Here is a 19404-nt window from a genome sequence, read left to right as displayed (position 1 = left end):
CGCACATTCAGTAGGATGATTTCAGGCAAAAAGTACCGCTACTTGAACATTGGGATACCATTTAGGTTGAAGTCAGAAAAAAATAAATCCTCTCCCCCTCTCATTTTTGCGACACAACCCCCTTCGGAATATAGATAATGTGACAGGCTTTTGCCCGTCTGTTGCGACGCAAGGCGATGGGTCCCGATTCTGGTGGGTAGAAAATGTCTAGTCCACGCCCCAAGATAATCTGCCACTGTTGAGTTTCAACGAGGCGATCGTGAATCTGAGAATTAAAAGAGTACGAGAACTCGATGCCCTTAGCTGCAAGGCGTTGCTTAAGAGAATCCAGACGCTTCCGGGACATCTGTTCTTCTGACATCACATACTCGTCGTTTTTCTCATACATTGTTACTAATTCTAAGCAGCATCCTGGTGCAGCACTAACTTGGCTTATTAAGTCTTCAAGATTTTGTATTTGGTGTTCAGTCCGCACGTAAGGATCGACAATGCGAATCCATTGAGCTTCTGCTAAGTACTTACCAAATAGCCCTTCGTAGGTTATGCCTTGTTCGCCATCCTTAATTGCCTTGAGTTGGAATGATTCCTTGCTTGGAACCTTCAAATACGCTGGGGTGATGGACTTGCCTTTCTCGATAAAGGAACGAAGTTTATTAATTGTTTCCTGGCAAATAGCTGCATTGAAGTTGTAAGCAATAGGTTGACTATCGAATTGAGCCGACAAGGAGGGCAGCTCATCAAGAGTGGCGACTGCTAAATTTTCTTTTCCATTGATGCCAAATACCATCTGCCAACCGTCAAGATTGGCTTTTTGGATATGGAATAATTGAATACCTGCTTCCATCAGATCGAGAAGTGCTTTCACGGCCAGGAAGTTCTTCTCGTGGATTTCGGTAAGACTTGGCAGTTGAGTCAATCCCAGTTCAATCTGAACTGCTGGATTATCTTTGGCGTAGTCAACCAGAAACTGCACCCAAGGGTTAGCTTGAGAAATTTCACTGTTATCAATGGCGGAGCAAATTAGGATAAGTGAACCCCCTAAAGTTCTGATTCTCCGTTGTAGCCAAGCTGATGAATGACTGCCACTAAAACGTTGGCTTCCCTCTCCGTACTCTGCTAACCGAGCTTTTTCTTCTGGGCTGTTGAGAACTAGCAGGTAGTCAAGGTAAGACCGAATCAATTGCTTATTCAGTAATCGATGCTCAAATTGATTTTCGTAGGAACGCAGGCACTTGTAGCAGGATTTCTCGCACTGGCAACCGTCGAGGATAGCTCTAGCAGCGGCGATGACATCTTCTAGATTTGCCGCCACTTTGCGAACATAGCCAGCACCTCCAGAAACCCTGTCGTACAAAATCAACTCACAACGCTCTTCTCCCTTATCCTTAATAGTGCGTGTAAAACCACCGATTTCACCCGTTTCGGCACGAACTACTGAGTTCGCCGCTTCAATCACCGCTGCCTTCAGACTGGCGTAAAATTCTTCCGTTCGTTCAGGAACTCCTTGGAAGCGCAAAATTAACACATCTGTTGGAAATTTGTAGCCCAGATGATATTGCCCAGAATTGCCGCCACAGGACTGCTTTCGATTGTGCAGCAGCTTGTGTTCTTCAAAAGAGGACTTGCTAGTGGGAGCGTGCCAGTGACCGCAGGTGCGGCACAGAACGAAGCCTTTGCCTTTTTCCTCAACTAACCCTGTGTTGAGCGTCAAGATTTCACCACGTCGGTAGTACTCACAAAGAACTCCGTCTATATTGCAGCGATCGCTTTCCCCGGCTGCCTGAAGTAAGTAGGTGTTTCCTCCGTAAAAAGCCCGCTGACGGTATTCTTCATCCGAGCCAATTGCCTCAGCGCGTTCTGCCACAAAAGAGGTAGCATTTAACAAAATTGAGTGCGTTTGGGGGTTCAGTTCTTGCTGGCAGTAAGGGCAGTGAGTTTTCGCTTGCTCAAGAGTGACATAATCACAAACCTCACAAGTTTTATATTCCTGGTTAAGGTCTGGTATGGGAGAACGATGGAAGTCTAAGCCAATCACCTGATACTTCCGTCCGTCCATGTAGATTGTGTTGGCAGGAGCATATTCACGTAAAGCCATCCCCATTCCTCGGAGAATCGGACGCTTCACTTCATCCTTAGCAATTAAGCGGGCAGCATCCGAGGGGAATGCATAGGAAGGCAGAAAGCTTTGGTCTGATAAGTAAGAGAGCGGGTACTTTTTATCAGTTTGCTCCACTAACTGATAAAGCAAGGTTTCTCGCTCCGTAAACTCAGCGGCTTTCTTAGGATTCTTGCGACCTACTTTCGCCTTCTCCACACTGATATTAAAAATTTCTTCAAGAAGGGCTTCGCGCTCTGTCAACCAAGGCTCAAACGCTTTAAGTAAATCGACATAAAATTTATCAACTATTCGCTCTACTTCAGACTGGTTTAACCAAGCCAGGGCTTCACGTTTTTCGGCATCTTGCTTATCTTTATTAAATGCCTTAAAGACAGCTACAACAATGGTATTCCGGCAATGTTGCACTTCAGTTTCAAGTTCAGGAAAGGCAAAATCTTCTTCTCCTTCTGGGACATGATCGCCCAAATTTTGCGAGAATTGGAAGTCTAGCTTTTCAAGTATCAACGAGTTAATTTGGCGGCGGATAATTCGCTCATTTTCTATAGAAAAGTCAGGAGGTTCAATTTCCCCTGAAATCATATCGGAAGGGCGGTCAAAGAAGTAGGTATCGTGCGCTCTGGCTAAGGCAAAGACATTAATTAGCGCAATTCTCTCTTTTCGTCCTGCGCGTCCGCTCCGCTGGGCGTAGTTAGCCGGTCCAGGCGGTACGTTACGCATGAAGACACTGGGGAGGTCGCCAATATCCACGCCCATCTCCATTGTGGGCGTGCAAACCAGCACATCTGAAAGTCCCTGTTTAAAGTCCCGCTCAATTTGCATCCGCCGAGTGCCAGAGAGCTGGGCAGAATGTTCGTTGGAAATCATCCGGAAGGGTTTCCGATGAGTGTAAGTATCGACGTAGTAGTTCTGGTTGGGAGCCGCATTGTAGGGTTCTAAGCGTCCCTCACAGCGCCAGCGGGAACAGACTCCCCGGACATTGTGGGTAGTAACGCTGCGACAGCGGTTGCATTGGTATAAAGTTTGTGGGATGGTGAGCATGATGCGGTTGTGATTGACCATCCAGACTTCTTGGGAGGCTTTCTCATTGCCGATTTCCTTCTCAAGCAAGAACCCCTCTCTAACCAAAAAGTCGATAAAGTCTGTTAGAGCCGAAATCCCTTGCTCTTTGCCGAAGAGTTTGCCTAAGAAGTTCGAGAGTGCGGTTTCGCCACCTGCAACAGAAAAGAAGCCGTAGGTGCGGTAAGGTTGCCCTTGTGTGTTCAGCTTCCGGTTTTTGAAGCCAACGGGAAGATTGGCACGACCAAATACACTGTCTTTGTTACTTAGGGGTTTGAGCAACATGGGGTGAGACAACGCCCGTTTCAAACGCATCTCATCCAGTAGAGTTGCCAAGATGTGAAATACTTCTTCCTCTGATAGGTTCCAGTCGCTCTGAAGTTTTACAGCACGACGGGCTACTTCCCTCAGGGGTTCTTCTCCATTAAAGTATTCGATCGCCAGCAAACCTAGTCCTTCTAAGCTAATGCGGCGGGAACCGGGCTTGGCAATTTCCCCCACGAGAGACAACTGAATGTCAACGTACTCCTGCGCCACTTCGTCCGGGTTTTGGGGTTTGCGGATTTCTGTAGTGAGCCGACCGTTGGCATCCCGCACGGATTTGGGAGAGTAAATGGCGTGGTGATCGCGTTGTTGATACAACAGCTTTTGCAGCCGATCAAAACTCACAGGAGAGCCGCCTTCAGATTGGTGATGGTCTTGCAATACCTGATAGATGAGCTGGCGACCAATGAACTGACCGTGCTTGTTGTTGAGATAGGCGGCTTGAAATGCTGTATCCTGACGGTTATCACAGAAGATTAGCAGCCGCCGCTGCTCTGGAGCGAGGTGCTGGAAAATAGCCTCCACCAGAATGTTGATGCTGACCATTGTCGCAGACCGCAAGGGAGTCACGACTTCATAGCCTCCCCCATAGACGCCTTCACAGGCAGGACATTTGTAGATATTGCCGATGTAAGTCTTGGGGGTGAAGAGTCGGCGGGCATCCTCTCGAACGGTGTGGCGCTCAGAACAATTGCAGGCAGAAGAGCCATCTAGATAAAGTTTGCCGCAAGCAGCACAGTAGCGAGCCGGAGCCGTCTGAGCTTGAGCCTCGTCGCTATCTGGATCGGCTTCTTCTTCGCTAGTTTCCGTATTATCGTAGAGTTCATAGGTGAAGTGAATGGGCAGAACGTCGCCAATCGCTTCATCTATCAGAGTAAAGGGAGCGGGTAAGTTGCCGCCCTTTTTCCGCTTCGTTGTCTTCTTGGTGACAAAGGACTCTAAATCTACATCCAAGCTATTGGGATAAGCTCGATAAAAGTCCTGTCCGCAGTTTCGGCAAGCCTCTACAGGCAAGCAGTGGGAATAGCAGATTTCACAGGTATCGACGTATTCGGTATAGAGAGTACCGCAGTGTTCGTTAGTACAGCGATAGAATCCCTGTAGACCCCGCCAGAATATATGGACTTTAGGGCGAATTAGGGGTTGACCGTCTACCTTGGCTTTTGCCCCCAACAGCAGGTAAGCTTCTACTTCACGTTGCAGATAAATTTCATCAGCACCAGCCCTGAGTCCTTGCTGGTTAGCCAAGGTTACTCGTTCACCTTGCCGAGCTGCTTGGGGAGATATCCCAGTCTGGAAGAAGGCAGTGACTTCTTCCAGAGAACAGGGTTGTGTCAGTACCTCTTCAATGGCGCGAAATAGAGCGTTATCAGAAAGCACCCGTCCTAAAAACTCTGCTGCTGCCTCCTTTTGGATTGCGATCGCAGTTACGGCATCCATCGCCTCGACGACTAACTTTTCGGGTGCGATGTGGTCGATACAAAAGTCATAGACTAAATCCAGGTTGGAAAGGTCTCGCAGCTTTTGCAGGTCTGTCTCTTCAATAGTTGGAGTGGGAGGGAGGTAAGGGTGTTGCTGCGTCTGGAGTGGGAGATAATGTTCGGTGCGAACGCATTCGAGTTTGAAGGTTTCGCCAAAGAGTTCGGAGGCAAATTGCGCTACGGGTGCGGTGTCATCCCCTTTGACGGTGGCACTGGTGCCGATGCAGGTGAGACTTCCCTCTAGTTTGCCAACGTGTTCCTTGAGGCGACGGATAAGGCAAGCGACTTCAATACCCCGTGCGCCGTGGTAGGTGTGGACTTCATCCAGCACGATAAACTGCAACTGCCCATCGAAGAGTACCCGATCCAGTCTCCGCAGGAGGAGATACTCCAACATGGAGTAGTTAGTCATCAGGATGTTGGGGCGTTTTTGCGGGTCGCGGATGTCGCGGCGATACCAGATGGCTTCTTCGCACAGTCCTTCTGGGCGGGGGTCTTTGTCTTTATCGTTTTCATCTTCAGGGGTATCCCCTGTGTAACGGGCGAAGGTAACGCCAGTGCCTGCGAGATACCTGGCAAAGCGATCAAATTGATCGTTCGCTAAGGCATTCATCGGATACAGAATCAGGGCTTTGATTCCGGGTCGGGGATTCTGAAGACAATGATTGAGGATGGGGAGAAAGAAAGATTCGGTTTTACCAGAACCCGTACCGCTGGAAATAATCGTGTTCTCATCTGCCAGGATTTGTTCGAGCGCGGTTTGTTGGTGGCTGTAGAGTCGCCACTGACCGAAGGGCAGATGTTGTTCGCCTTTATCATCTATATACGCCCCTGCTGTTAGCAGTTTGGGATGCAGTCCCAGAGTCTGTTGTTGCTGTGCCAGGGTTTGTTCCCCACGCTGATAGGGACACTGGAGAGACAGGAACGGTCCCCGCCAGAGGAGGTTCGCCTGGTCAATCTGGGAGTGCATCTGCTGGCGCAACCCATCGTTGATTATGGGGAAGGACGTTTTGATGTAATTTTTGTAGGTGGATTTTACCCGTTCAACGATTTCAATGGGTTGCATGAGAATTGTATAATTGCTTAAAGCCCAAAGTCACTAAGCTCTATTATGGCTCTGTTACCCGCTTGATGGCTTCAGGATTCTAGGGTTCCTTCTTGATAGCTCATCCACAGTTAGAGGTGATATAGGTTTTATATGACAAGTCCAATTCCATCTGAGTTGATAGCTGATGGCACAGAATTAACTTTTGAAGACTCTTTTAGCTTGATAAAAGACCAAGCCCAAAGAGAAAAATTGCTATAAATTTAATGAGATAAAAACAATAATTTAAAATAATTTAGAGTAGCAAGTAACTAAAGAGCGTATTGAGGAGTTTAAATGAGTATTGGCGCTGTTAACTGTACCGGATAACCGCTTAAAGAAAACCAATCCTATTATGTGGCAGATCAATGTAGATGGAGTGCAGAGTCTGCTAGATGGCTTCGTTTTGTAAATGCAGGAATATGAAGCCCTAATTAATTGGAATGTTTGTAATGTTGCATCTATAGGTAAGATAACTACATTCCTGCGAATAGGGATGAAACTCAGGTTCGTATTACCTTAAGTGAATATTTATTATCAATTATGCACGACCTAATATCTGTCTAATATAAGTATGATCTGAAAGAGTAAGACCAAAAGCTAAGCTTACATAAAAATCTATATCATTTTGCCAAGAAGTGGATATTTTTATAGGTTTCTGTTGTAAGGCATCTTTTAGATCCTCTAATTCGTCAGGTTTGGGAATTGGGAGACACTTAACATTTTCAGCTTTAACTTGTGAAAAAACTCGCCCTTTCTCCTGCGTTATTAACATATACAAGAAATTCCAGACACTACTATTCAATAATGCTTCTAGAATTTCTAGAGTATATATACTGCTTATTCCGGCGTTTTTTAGCGTTATAAAATATAGGCTATCTAGAACATATAAACCCTCTCTGTCAAGAGCAGCAACTAACCGATCTGCTGTCTGCCTAATCAAAATCTTTGGAAATGAAAGTTTTTCCTCATCTCTAGCTCTATGAAGACGATACCAAGGGCGAATTCCCTGACGTGTTTCCACTTTATTTTCTAATTGAGGGCGAAATTTCATGAGATGTTTCGTAGCTTGTGGAAATAATTCTGGTTTAAAGTTAGCGTTTGTATAAATGACTTTTAGAGGACAATCCTGTATCAAATAAGGTTTTAAGTAAGAACCTGTCAAGGTTTTTTTTATAACTTTTTCTTCAATTTTAATTTGGTTATTAATGATATTTATAACAAATGCGTAATCACCGCCCGTTGTGATTCCTTGAGACAAATCTTCTTTTATATCTTCAAGTAGTAAGCGACCTTTGCCATAACACTTTGATGCTATAACCAATTTTTCCTCTAGACAGTCGGTAGCCAAAAATCTCTTACCAGGTAGGCTTAAGTAAGCTGATTTAGGAATAGACTCCAGATTTTTTGAGTTCAGGAAAGCCGGTTTTTCATCTTTATTGACTTGGGAAATATCTAAAATGCCAACTTTTGTTTCTTTTAAAGGTCTAGACACAGAAACTATACAAGCTGGCGCTGTCGGTTCAGAACCGTCCGGTTGAACAAAAACTCCACTTCCTAGATTAACAACACGTTCTAAATTAAACTCTTCGCTTAGACAATCACGAACCCTTTCTGTTTCGGGTTGTGACAACAATGTATCTGGTAAAACAAATCCAAGATAACTGTTTTTAGATAGAAGTCTAGTTGCTTGCAAAACAAAATACATGAATGAGTTAGGTATTCTGACAATAATCTCCTTAAAACAATTCAGTAAAAAAACTTTCGCTAAATTATTGAAAGTCGCACCCCAAGGAGGATTCTGGCAAATACAATCAAAACCAGGGAAATTTCTTAGTTGACCACTTTCTTCAAACCATACTTCTGGAAATTCCAGCTCCCAATTAAAAAAATTATTATCTTGAGCAGCCGGAGATTGATGATTTTTTGCCAGATCAACATTCGTTAACAATGCATAATAATCCCTTGCTTGTTCCCCGAAAAACGTTCCTACCCACATATCCGCAAAACTTTTAAACGGACGCTTCTTCTCTTCAATTGCCTGAGCCAACACTTTTTTATCCTGAACATCTTGATAAGTCAGCGTTTCTTGGTCCATAATTCTAAACAAATCCTTTACCATTCCCGGAACCTGCGCCTTAAACTGCTCCTTAAACATATTCAACTGTCCAGGTGACTTCTGGCGCTTCTTTGGCTTCCCCTGGCGGACAGGCTCCGGTAATTCTGCTAAATCATCAATCCAAGCACCAATCAACGAATTTCCACACTTTAAATGGTGATTGAGGAACGACAGCGGACAATTTCTATCCATCGTGAATAACCACATCGACAGCTTCGCCAACTCTACTGCCATCGGATTCAAATCCACCCCATAGATGCAGCGTTCCGCCACTATCCGCTTATATCGGACAAACTCTTCATCACTCATTGCCTCGTTATTATTTGGTTTTTTAATCAGCGCCTCCCCATAAGCACGCGCCAAAAACTCTGTTGCTGCCACTAGGAAATGCCCCGAACCCATCGCAGGGTCAAGTACCTTCAATCCCAGAATTTCATCCGCAGTTAGTGGCACATTCTGTAATTCGCCTTCCCGGTTCTTACCCGCCACCAGTGAACCCAAGGTATTCTCAACGATGTACTGGACAATGTAATCCGGAGTGTAATAAGAACCGCTAGACTTGCGCTTCGACTCTCGACTGCCATAGACCAGGAAATAGGAACCTTGAGGCTTCACCCCTACCACCTTGCACCGTTTTGGTAACTTAGGATTTTCTGGGTTCTCTTCTGTCGCTTCCCGATAAGCTTGTAACTGCTGTCTCTCCTCTGCTTTCAACTCCGAGACAGACACATACTCGTCATAATTTTTGCCGTTTGACCCCCGTTTCATTACCACTAATTCTTGGTCGGCAATGTGAGCGGAATACTCTAAAATCCCCTCATAAATGCTGCCCAAATGCCGAATATCAAGGTCGCGGTACGTTACTTTTATGCGCCCTCCCCGTGGTCGATTCGGACTTGGGCGGGTACGACTTAACAAATCAATCGCCCGTGATAGGTGATAGTCTCCAACCTGAAACTGTTCGAGAAACTGATGAAGTTCTGGGTCAAATAAACCACCGTTGTAAGCTGGGATAAGGGTTCCCAATCCTCCCTGATTGACTAAGCCAAACAGTTCCTGCAACCGCTGCCAAAGTTGAGTATCTCCCTTACCGTAAAACTTGGTAGGATCGGGGTCATCCAACACTGAAATAATGTCATCACGAATCGATTCCAGGCTGTAAGAATCCCGGTAAATCTCATTTTCTATCGGCAGCAAGTTACGACTTTCTGCATAGAACAAAAACAGCAGCCGATACATTAAACTGAGGGATTCCTGATAAATATCCGTCAGTAACTGCTCAGAATTAAGAAAGGCTGCTACTGCTACAGCTGAGTGTTTCTTCTGTCGCCATGCTTCGAGTTCCTCTGAATGATTGCGAAGATAATCTAAGAACCCATCACCAATTTCCTCCAAGGCACCGAAGACGTTTTGTTTCAGTTCGTCACTAATCTCTTGACCGTGGCGATCGCTTCCGGCTACAACTCGGTCTAAGCGAGTCCGCCCCTGCTCATCTTCTTCGATGAAAGAAGCCCCAGCGAATAAACCTAAGAGATAGCGGAATGATAACAGCGCTTCTGTATCGCCTCGGCGATCGATGACTGCTGCCAAATCAATTTCCAAAAAACAGCGAGGCTTGTGGGCAGTTCTCCGGCTCAACAGACGCAGTTGTTGCCCATTGGTTAAAATTGCCCAAGGCACGTCAGAGGCAGTTAAAGCGCGGTGAGCAACTTCCATCACTGGCAGAGACTCAAACTCTGGATTGGTGGATATCGCATCCAAACTTGTGAGCCACGGCAAAACCCAAAATAAGCAAGCCAGGTTGCCTTTGGCATCTTTGCCTTGATATTCTGCCTGGGGGGTTCCGCCTGAGTCTGTCCGCACTAGAACATAGGTGGGGTCAAATACCCCATCCTCTGCTACCAGTGTTACTCCCTGATGGACAGTTGTTCCTAGAGCAGGAAACAAGACCGACTCATACCATAACTGCCGCGTTGTATTCTCGTTAGCAGTTCTCAGAGTGCTTTGGCGCGATCGCCATTCCCTAGCAATACCTCTGAGTTGTTCCTTGACTTCTGCTTCAGCAAAATCTGCCAACTCTTCTTCAGGAAATAAGCGCTCCAGATAATAGTCGGAAAAGAAGCTATCCGAGTTTTTCAGGAAGGGGTAAAGAAAGGAATGGTAAGCGATCGTCCGCCCAGTTGTTCCTTTAATTGGACGCTCAATGATGGTTTCAATTGCCGCTGCTGCTAGAGGGATAAACTGATCAGCCGCTGCATTCAGAGCCTTCTTTGTCGCTGAACTACTAGGATTGGAATCGAAATGGCTTACGGTGTTGCGTAAATCTCGCAAAATCAGAAAGACATAGGTGCAGGCTTTTTCAGGGGATAACTCTTGAGACTTCTGGCGCTTTTGCAACCAGCTTTCTACACATTGTTTTGATTCCCGCCACTGATTGCGTTGAGCGTCCCAGAGAAGCTGTTTTTTAGCCGTTAACAGCAGTTCTAAAAAGGAAGTTGGGAAATCCTGTGAAAGGGATCTGATAGCCGGGGCTGTTTCTAACTCCTTACTAAGTTTTATAAGGGTTTTATTTTCCTCCTCACCAGGAATTTGAATCATCATGGAGAGGTTATAGATGGCAAACCAGGCTTCCCGAAAGCGGTTAATGTGGTCAGTCTCCGTCTCTGCCCGTTCCAGAAATTTGAGGGCATAACTTAGCTTTGTGTACCAGCGACTAGAGGGGGCATAGCCTTTGCTATCCTGCTCATGACGGCGCAACTGGGTTAGTCTTTCCACACGATTACTCATCAGCTTTCCCTCATGCTGGTGTAACTATAACCATATTCAATAACTCCGGTGCTGGAAAGGCTCCCACGCGCATTTTCTCTATTTCAGACTGACGCTCTTGCATCCGATGCTGGTGTATCTTGAGTTGGTTTTCAATCCTAGTTCGCTGTCCCTTGACAGTTGAGTCTTCCAACTCCTCAAACAGCCACTGTTGTCCGCCGTCAAGTTCACTCCGTCGATTTTGCAAATGTTCTCTCATGCCCCAGTCAAACCGCTCCAAATCCTCGATTAAGACAGCGATATCCTGGTTTCGCCTGTCTTCCACTCGCTGATAATAGTCTTGGTACTGGGAGCGAATGTAATTGCCAGCCGCCTGTTGCAGTTGGTTAATCTTCTGCCTCACGACTGCCAAAGTATCGTGGTTGGGTTCGGTCTGAGGAACACTTGGCGCTAAGAAAAGCTTACGCCCTAGTTCCGGTTGGATAGCACCCTCCTGATCGACGAATACAGGCTCTAATTCCTCCCGGATTACGCGCCCTACCTGGTCTTCAAACCGGAGCCGGAAATTGAAAATCACTCCTGGCAAACCCATATAATCGGCAACCAAGCATGATAACTTACCTCCCAACTCTGCGGCTTTAGTGACTCGGCAGTAATGAACCATGCGTTCCAGCAAAGGGTGTCCAAAGGCAATAAACTCTGGTTCGTCCTGACGCGACCAATCTTTTGTGGCAATACTGCGATCAAAAGTCACGCGGCTATAATACTTAGGCAGTTTGTCATCCTGGATAACTGAAGGCACCAAGAGCCGATATACTCCCTTGTGCTTAGTTGGGTGAAGCTTGCGTCCATCTTGATCGTTGCGTCCTGAATCGCCATAAACGCGCAGGAACGTCTCGACAAAGGCTTGGACATCAGTGTGCTGGGGAATCGCTTTTTGGGAGTCTGCGATCGCTACATCAGCAGACTCGATATCTTCTTTGGTAAACTGACGGCAACCAGAGAGAAACTGCATCTCTTTTAGCTCGGCAGCTATTTGTTCCATACGCTTGAGTTCTTTATCAGCGATCACCCCAGCCTCTGTAACATCAACCGACTGATCCAAAACCTTTAGAATCAGCTCATCAAGGGAAACTCTCTCTAAAACTCCTAGCACCTCAGCCATACTGCCGAGTTGCGTGCGAATAATCTCAATTTTCTCTTGGAGCCGTTTAAAAATCTCAGCTTCTTTGGAATCCTCAATCATCAGATTATAAATTTGTGGCTTGCGCCGCTGACCGTAGCGGTGAATCCGACCAATCCGCTGCTCTAAACGGTTAGGATTCCAAGGGAGTTCGTAATTTATCAAAATATGACAATACCTCTGGAGGTTTAAACCTTCAGAAGCGGCATCAGTCGCCAACAAAATTCGGGTATCTGCTTCATTAAACCGCCGTTCTGCATAAATCTTTGAGCCAATTTCCGCCTCATTATCACCCAAGGGCATACGTCCGTGAATGGTAACAATGCTACCGCTTCCCAGAAACCATTCCTTTTCCAATTTTGATTTCAAGTAGTCTAGAGTGTCACGGTATTCAGTAAAAATAATTACCTTCTCATTCGAGTCATAAGCGAACAACTTCTTGAGGAAGTCAGTTAGCCATTGCACCTTACTATCTTGTTCGGTTTTGATTAACTCATCAGCTTTGTCTAACAGTTCACGGAGAGTTTTATTCTCATTTGTTCTCTCGGCATACATCGCCTGAATTCTTCTAGTTTCAAGATAGCGTTCAACCAGCTCTTGGTCTTCATCATCCATGAACTCGTTTTTGTTGTAATCTTTCAATAGCTGCTTGATTTGCTTAGTATCTACCCCTTGTATCTTGTTAGCTGTTCGGTCTTCAACAATGCTATCAATCCGTCGTTTTAAGGTAGCTCGTAACGCATAGAGACTAGATACCATACGCTTTTGTACCAAGGTAAGTAAGAATTTACCAACGTTTTTCTCGGCAGATGAGAGCTTGCGCTTCCGGCTTAGGGTTGCCCATCCCGTTGCCGTATATTCAGAAACAGCTTCGTATAGCTCTCGCTCCTCCTTAGAAAAAGGGATTTCTATGGGATGTGGCTCACGGTCTTTAAACTTTTTGACCAGTTCTCCCGCTTCATTGAGTTCAAAGATAGTTTCTTTTCCTCTGCGAATCATTACCTTATCTATACGTTCGCGAGCATCAGTGCGATCAAGGTCTTCCGAATCAGCAAACATGAAGGGGTCAATTAGATTCAGGAGGTTGAAAAAATGTTCTGGATTACCCGAATGAGGAGTAGCTGTAGTTAGCAAGAGACTGTCACACCGCTCTTGCAAGGCTTTAGCCAAGTCAGCTCGATTGGAATCCGTTGATACATAGTGCGCTTCATCAATAATTATTAAATCCCAAGGTTTCTCCACCTTCACGATTTGGTCAAAAACTGGGTTGATATTGCGTCGAGAAATACCACTTCCTTCATACAGAGGTTTTACCCAATCAATCGAGGTAATAATCGAATTTTTGGCTAACCAAGGGTTCAGATTTTCATCGACTAATTCCTGAATTCCTTCAATTTTATGACGGTTATAGATATAGAATGTGCGATGAAAATGCCGCCGCATTTCCTTTTTCCATTGGTCTTGTAGAGAAGCTGGCACAACAATTAGGACACGAGTTCCTCTAGCCCGTGCAGTTAGCTCTTGCATAATTAATCCAGCTTCAATCGTTTTTCCCAAACCAACATCATCAGCAATTAAAAACCGTTGGCGTAGTGACTCCATCACTTTCTTAACTGCCAAGAGTTGGTAAGGTTCTGGCACCATTTTTGAGTTACTGATGCTCAAAAGTTTGTCATACTCATAGACAAGAGATAGGCGCGTCGCGCTGGTGAACAGACGGTAGTGATCGATATGATCGATCCGCCCTTCTTGTAACTGATCGAGACTGGAGCGAATCAGCTCAATTGGTGTATGAGGATAAAGGAAGTTTAGAGGCTTGCCGCCGTCTTCTGGCAACAGTCGAATCGTCCAGGAACCATCCTGATTATCAGTAATCTTAAGGACTTCCCAGACTTGATTCCGGCAGCGGACTTTACTTTCAACTTCAAATGGAAGACTCATGTTGTTACTCTCCGACGAAGCACCCTAAGAAGACTATTTGCCAAACGCGAATCTAGAGCGAACCCACAATCAGGGGATAAACAGGCAACGCGCGTCAAATAACCTTGGCTGATTTCCAAAGGGGCTTTGCACAATGGACAGGGTAGTTCTAAGCGCTGAACAGTTCTAATGTTTTCGACACTCTGAAATTTAGAAATTGTGCCACTCAACGGTAACGTTCCAGAACAGGTAGGACTATGTTTACAAATCCACAACCCTGCATCTGAGTATAAGAGCATTGGTTGTTGACATTGGGGACAACCGGGAGTGTTTTCGTAGAACTCCAAGTCTGTCGAAATGCTTCTATCCGCCTGATTAAACTCGTTGGTTTCACTCTCAACAGCATCAGTCGCAAGTCCCAAATCAATCAAAACCTCTCGGACAAGTTCAGGAGACTCAAACCGGAGCATAGATTCTCGCGTATTGTTATGGGACAGAATGTTCAGGCTACCGTGCCAAAGAATTTTGTTGTCGAGAACACCAACTTTTTCGTGCATACCAGATCGTACATGAAAGCCCACGCCAGTCTCTTTTAATCTACGTTCAACTCCGTCAAAGTGTTCGCGTAGGCGTTGAGGCTGCTCAGGCTTTGGTTTCGTGTAAACATCAATCAAGACCTGTCTTAAGGTTAGCGATCGCAAAACTGAATAGTAATGGATAGCTCTGTTCTGAGAGAGAAAAGGGGACAGAATTGTTACTTGCTCAGTAGCGTCAGCTAGATCTGCTCGAAAAGCTTCAAGAAAATCTTGGTCTGTACAGTGAACGATTGAGACTGACAAACTTTTCATCTTGGTAAGTGATACTGGTGAAGGCTCAAACTTATTTAGCCATCTCTATTCCAAGAGTTATTAGCCTCTCTTTCTAGAAAATACCTCTCCAACAAATCCTAACCGCGCTCACCTAATTCCCGCAGTAATTAGGCGATCGCTTATTTATTCCCTCTCAACTTCTCTAGCAACGCTTTCCACCCCTCAATCTGCTGCTGTAATTGTTTCATGTCCAAGCCTTCAGCCTTGGGGTGCTAGTAAAACCCCTATCCTGCTAGTTCATTTCTGGTTAGATCGATTAGTTGCCGTAGAGCTGTAATTATCAATCCTCTATTATCTTTTTTTGAGGGCAATTGCCCCTCCCAGAAAAAAGCCCCGGTACATTGCGGGGCTTCATTTACATTGGGGGATCGGCATAAAGATGGACTGACCCAATCGCGTCAACCATTGATAAATTCCGATTTAAAAGCTCCTTCCTGCTCTCACTTGAAACCATTCTAAGAACTCAGGGAATTTTTCCTCATCAATAGCTTCTTCAACATTGAAGGTAAAAAGATAAGCGTGGCGGGAGAAGTAGATGCCTAAGCGTTTGATATCGTAGGGAAGCGGTACGCCTTTTAGAGCGTCAATCCGGCTCAACACATAGTATCCAACCAGTTGATTAAAGTCCCTTCTCTGCAAATCCAGTTCCCTCACCGTTTTGATATCGACGAGTAAATCATCAAGGATTAAATCTGCATCTGCACCCTTCACTAAAGAGGAGCTTTTGAATTGTGGATTTAAGATAACAGTCCCTGAAGTCTGAAATAAACTGAAATCCACGGCACTGATTAAAGCTCTTAAATCCCGAACGTCTTCTTCATTAACCTGTAGAAGATTCTCATCCATTCTTAGGGCACGATAAAAGCCATCTAGTTTAGCCAGTAGTAAGGTAGAGGCAAGAAGTTCATCAGTCAAAGTCTGGGTTGAGAGAAACTCTGCATAACGTTCTTTTGCTTGAGTCAGAATCCCAGATGCTTGCTGGCACAATTCATCTAAACCTCTGCTATCCAGAATGTACCAAGCATTTTCGGCTATCCAGGGAAGCTCAACCGCTTGTGGATTCAGTCTCTTCAAATGAAAGCGCATCAGATAATCAAAAGCAGTTCCCATTATCCGAGAATTTTGAGTGAGAGGGGGAACGAGTAGCGCCTGATTTTTTATCAAGACTGGTTTAAGGAATTCTGCGTTAAAGCGTTCGCGAACATCCTTTTCATTGACGAATGAAGTTAAACTCATTAGGATTCCTCCAGTAAAAGAGCGCAGAAAATCTGAGTCGAAGACTCCCAACAATCTGCTAACTTTTAAAAAATAATAGAAAGCCTTAAGTCAAAAAATACCGATTTGACATTGACTGTTGACCGAGGATGACTCTTAATCTAAATAGGGTGGACAGAGTAGATTTATGATGTCTTCTGGAATTGACTCGTAGTTCTCTAAGAGAAAATTAACTAAAGCAAGGTGACGCATATCATTTCTAGTGGGACGATGTTTTTTCTGAGGAGAGAACCAAGAATTGACTGTTCCTGGAGAGCGAGCGCAGATTAGAGAAACTTCTTCATAGGTTAATGCCCACTTACTACGGAACTGCTGAGGGGTCATCTGTAACTGGCAGTAAGCGTAATTTTGGATGAGTTGACGTTGACGCTCAGTTAAAGGTTTGGGAGTCATTGAACACCTCCTATATATCGTGAGTGAGCTGACTCGTTATTTGTGAAATGAGGGGAAAGACTTTAGTAACTGCGTTACCTAGCTGCTTACACAAGCGGGATACTTTAAATTTTTCCGTCCCAATTGGGACGGAGATTCAGCTCTCAAACACAAGTGCAGATTCAGGCAATTATCAGTGGTAGCAACGTGAGCAATCACCAATTGGAATTAGTCACCATCTAGTCACGGGTCACGAGCGTCACCGAAGTGTGTAAACCCTGTGACCCCCACTGGATAAGGGTGTGACCGCTCGTGACCATTCGTGACCCAATCACGAATTTAGAGATTTTGACCGGATTTCTCACGCCTGGTCACGAGGTCACATCCACATTAAATTCGTCAGTTTCATTGACGATTACCAGTTCTTCTTGAACGAGTTCATTGATGAGCGAACGGACTTCATCTGAATCTTTCGTTAGCTTTAGAAGCGACTTACACATTGTCCGAGCGCGATTAATTTTCACCCATCCTTTACCTGCAAACCAACTTCTCAAAACTTCTTTGGCTTGAGCATTGTCGTGAATGACTTCTGCCGTCTCACCAGGTACTTCTGGTGGTGCTGGAGTATCAATGTCAAACTCAAGACTCAGAATTCGATTCAGGTATTCAGGGGTATATCCTTCCAGTTTCATCCGTACCGATTGACCAGGCTTGTAGTGCCTCAAATCGGGAAGTAAAGCGACCCGACTCGGCTCTAATGTGGTGAAGATAATTGGGCGCTGATTATCCTTGGATATTGGCTTGAGTTCTTTGAATGTTGCTAGCAGCACTGACCGTTCATCCTCGTCGGCAACCATATCTTTATTCCCAATCATGTTGGACAACACGCCGTAGGATTCGTTAATGCTGCCAAACTCATCGACTGAGTAGTTTCCCAATCCAACGAGATTAAAGTTTTTGCGACTGTTCCGGTCTGCTTTCATTCCAATGGCAGCTAAGTTAAAGCTCTGTAAGTCCACAACCAGACAGACATTCAGCTCACGTCCGTTGTAAATGATGTCTGCCAGCTTGGTGAGATATTTAGAGCTTTTAACGGGTTCTTCGTTCTTTAACTCTTCTAGTGCCTGATTGATACTCAGCCAGTCAGCGAGAATTAATCGCACTGGGTTGAGGTCGGTTCGGGCGCTTTCGGGCAACCTGCGGCGTTTATCGTAAATGCCGTGGATGTGGTCAATCCCTCTCAAGGCTTCTGATGGGTCAAGTGCATCGAATAAAATCACTCGTCCTTTTTTATCCAAACCACCGAAGGAATCATTCTTTTGAGCGATCGCCCAAATTTCTGCATTCGGGTAACGCTGTTGAAACTTAGAGAGAAGATATGCCTCGGTGACAGATTTACCGGCGCCAGTGCTGCCAACAAGTAAGGTAGAGCGACGAGAACCCACCAATCCATCCAGGATTGCCATGCCGATTGTTTCTGAGTCTTTGTTTAGGACTGTGCCTGATAAACCTTCTGAGGGAGGACTGCTAGGTGTGCTGGGTTCTACAGTTTGTGGATTGTTGTTTTCAATCGATAACGGTTCGCCCGATGCATTTTTTGTATCAGGTGATTGAGCCTCGGAAACAACTTCAGCTTCCAGCGGCTCTTGGTACGGTGCTAATACAGAGTAGGATTGTTCCGCTGCAAGGAGCATCACTTGCTGATTGAATGCTTCCAACTCTGCTTGTGCTTCTAACTTAAGTTTTTGGAGGTTCACTCCTTCCCAAACTTGAGAATATTTCTGCTTTTTCGATTCCATTTCCGAGAGCGATCGCGCCAATGTCATCGATACTCCAAAGCCAGCGAGAGACACGAATGAGCCAAGCAGTTTCCATCCCGCGGCTCCTGGGGTTCGTCGCACGTTTAGCGCTTCTGTTGGAGGTTGCATCCAGTCGGGAATTGAGCGCTGTTCGCAGCCACTCTCTACAGGTAGGCAGTAGTAAAGCTTGCCGTCGAAACTTCCTTGCACTCCGAAAGCCGAACCAATGACACCCAATGCCATCGCAGACAACATAATTAGCTTTGGATTCACTGCCCCGACCTCCTGATAAATATCGATAAACCGGCTGCGAATCCTGCCAAAATCATCCCTATCCAACACAGGGGATTAACCACCAAAATTAAGCTAATGATTAAATCCCAAAAGCTACCGATTAAAGAAGCAGTGATTGCCAAACCAATAATGGCGTTTATTTGTGAATTTTCCTTGGCAGTTAGAACGAGATAACCCGTCGCACACGCTAATAACAAAGCGTAAGTGATGAGCATTCCTGGAATTAATCGGCAGAGTAGAGCTAGGGTCAATCCGCCCGAAAAATACAAACCGAACTCAGAGATGTTCCCAGAGAACCGATAAAACTTGATTGCCTTACTTTCTTCAACTTGAGATTCATCAAGAAAGGAATCAGCCTCGTGGTGAGGCTGATGATTATTTAAATTAAGCATCAGCTTTCATCTTTAATTATTTGCCTGAGAACCAGTCACCGATACCTTGCCAAAAACCCTTCTTACCTGTGCTAGAGCGAGAACCATTGGTCAATAAATCTTTGCGTTCTTCCCGCTCTTTCCGCACCTGTTCTGATAAGGCTTCTCGTCGTTCCATTTGAGGGATTTTCTCGTTGATGCGACGTACACTGTTTTGGTGCCGACGTGCCACAATCTGTAACGCAGTTTGGAAGTCCATTAGACCTCTTGCAAAAGTCGTCGCTGGGGTAATATGGGGTCTAAAATTAGACGATTGCTAGCTGCCAGTCATAAGTTTTACTCATCTTACCTTTGACTGAGCCGAAGTTCATA

The 19404-nt window shown here is 45.3% G+C and carries 9 protein-coding genes; all 9 read right to left on the bottom strand.

Translation table 11 applies throughout. The features are described from left to right. Positions 1–100: 100 nt before the first annotated feature. The 9 genes from NDI34_RS19135 to NDI34_RS19095 all read right to left on the bottom strand — a co-directional run bounded on the left by NDI34_RS19135 (position 101) and on the right by NDI34_RS19095 (position 19291). Positions 101–6046: an MIT C-terminal domain-containing protein gene (locus NDI34_RS19135; RefSeq protein WP_348233516.1), complete on the bottom strand. Its 5946-nt coding sequence runs from the start codon at positions 6044–6046 to the stop codon at positions 101–103. A 559-nt stretch (positions 6047–6605) separates the two neighbouring features. Further along, positions 6606–10970 (bottom strand): N-6 DNA methylase, encoded by a 4365-nt coding sequence (locus NDI34_RS19130; RefSeq protein ID WP_348233515.1) that lies wholly within the window; start codon positions 10968–10970, stop codon positions 6606–6608. A 10-nt stretch (positions 10971–10980) separates the two neighbouring features. Further along, positions 10981–14073, bottom strand: a complete 3093-nt coding sequence (locus tag NDI34_RS19125; RefSeq protein ID WP_348233514.1) for a helicase-related protein — start codon at positions 14071–14073, stop codon at positions 10981–10983. Continuing rightward, on the bottom strand, positions 14070–14900 hold the full coding sequence (locus NDI34_RS19120; protein WP_348233513.1) for a phospholipase D-like domain-containing protein: 831 nt from the start codon (positions 14898–14900) through the stop codon (positions 14070–14072). Before NDI34_RS19120 ends, NDI34_RS19125 begins: the two co-directional genes overlap by 4 nt. A gap of 441 nt (positions 14901–15341) precedes the next feature. After that, complete coding sequence (locus tag NDI34_RS19115; RefSeq protein WP_348233512.1) at positions 15342–16157, bottom strand: hypothetical protein; 816 nt, start codon at positions 16155–16157, stop codon at positions 15342–15344. A 135-nt stretch (positions 16158–16292) separates the two neighbouring features. Next, positions 16293–16589 carry a helix-turn-helix domain-containing protein gene (locus NDI34_RS19110; protein WP_348233511.1) on the bottom strand — a complete coding sequence of 99 codons (297 nt, stop codon included), beginning with the start codon at positions 16587–16589 and terminating at the stop codon, positions 16293–16295. Between the two features lie 350 nt (positions 16590–16939). Then, positions 16940–18640 carry a hypothetical protein gene (locus NDI34_RS19105; protein ID WP_348233510.1) on the bottom strand — a complete coding sequence of 567 codons (1701 nt, stop codon included), beginning with the start codon at positions 18638–18640 and terminating at the stop codon, positions 16940–16942. Further along, the gene (locus NDI34_RS19100) at positions 18637–19053 is read right to left on the bottom strand and encodes a hypothetical protein (RefSeq protein WP_348233509.1); all 417 of its coding nucleotides are present in this window, start codon (positions 19051–19053) and stop codon (positions 18637–18639) included. Before NDI34_RS19100 ends, NDI34_RS19105 begins: the two co-directional genes overlap by 4 nt. Positions 19054–19069: 16 nt before the next feature. Next, the gene (locus NDI34_RS19095) at positions 19070–19291 is read right to left on the bottom strand and encodes a hypothetical protein (protein WP_348233508.1); all 222 of its coding nucleotides are present in this window, start codon (positions 19289–19291) and stop codon (positions 19070–19072) included. Positions 19292–19404: the final 113 nt, after the last annotated feature.

The organism is Trichocoleus sp. DQ-U1 (assembly GCF_039961925.1).
GTDB lineage: Bacteria > Cyanobacteriota > Cyanobacteriia > Cyanobacteriales > FACHB-T130 > FACHB-T130.
Note: the sequence above shows the minus strand (reverse complement) of the source record. Positions and strands in the feature narration are given on the sequence as shown.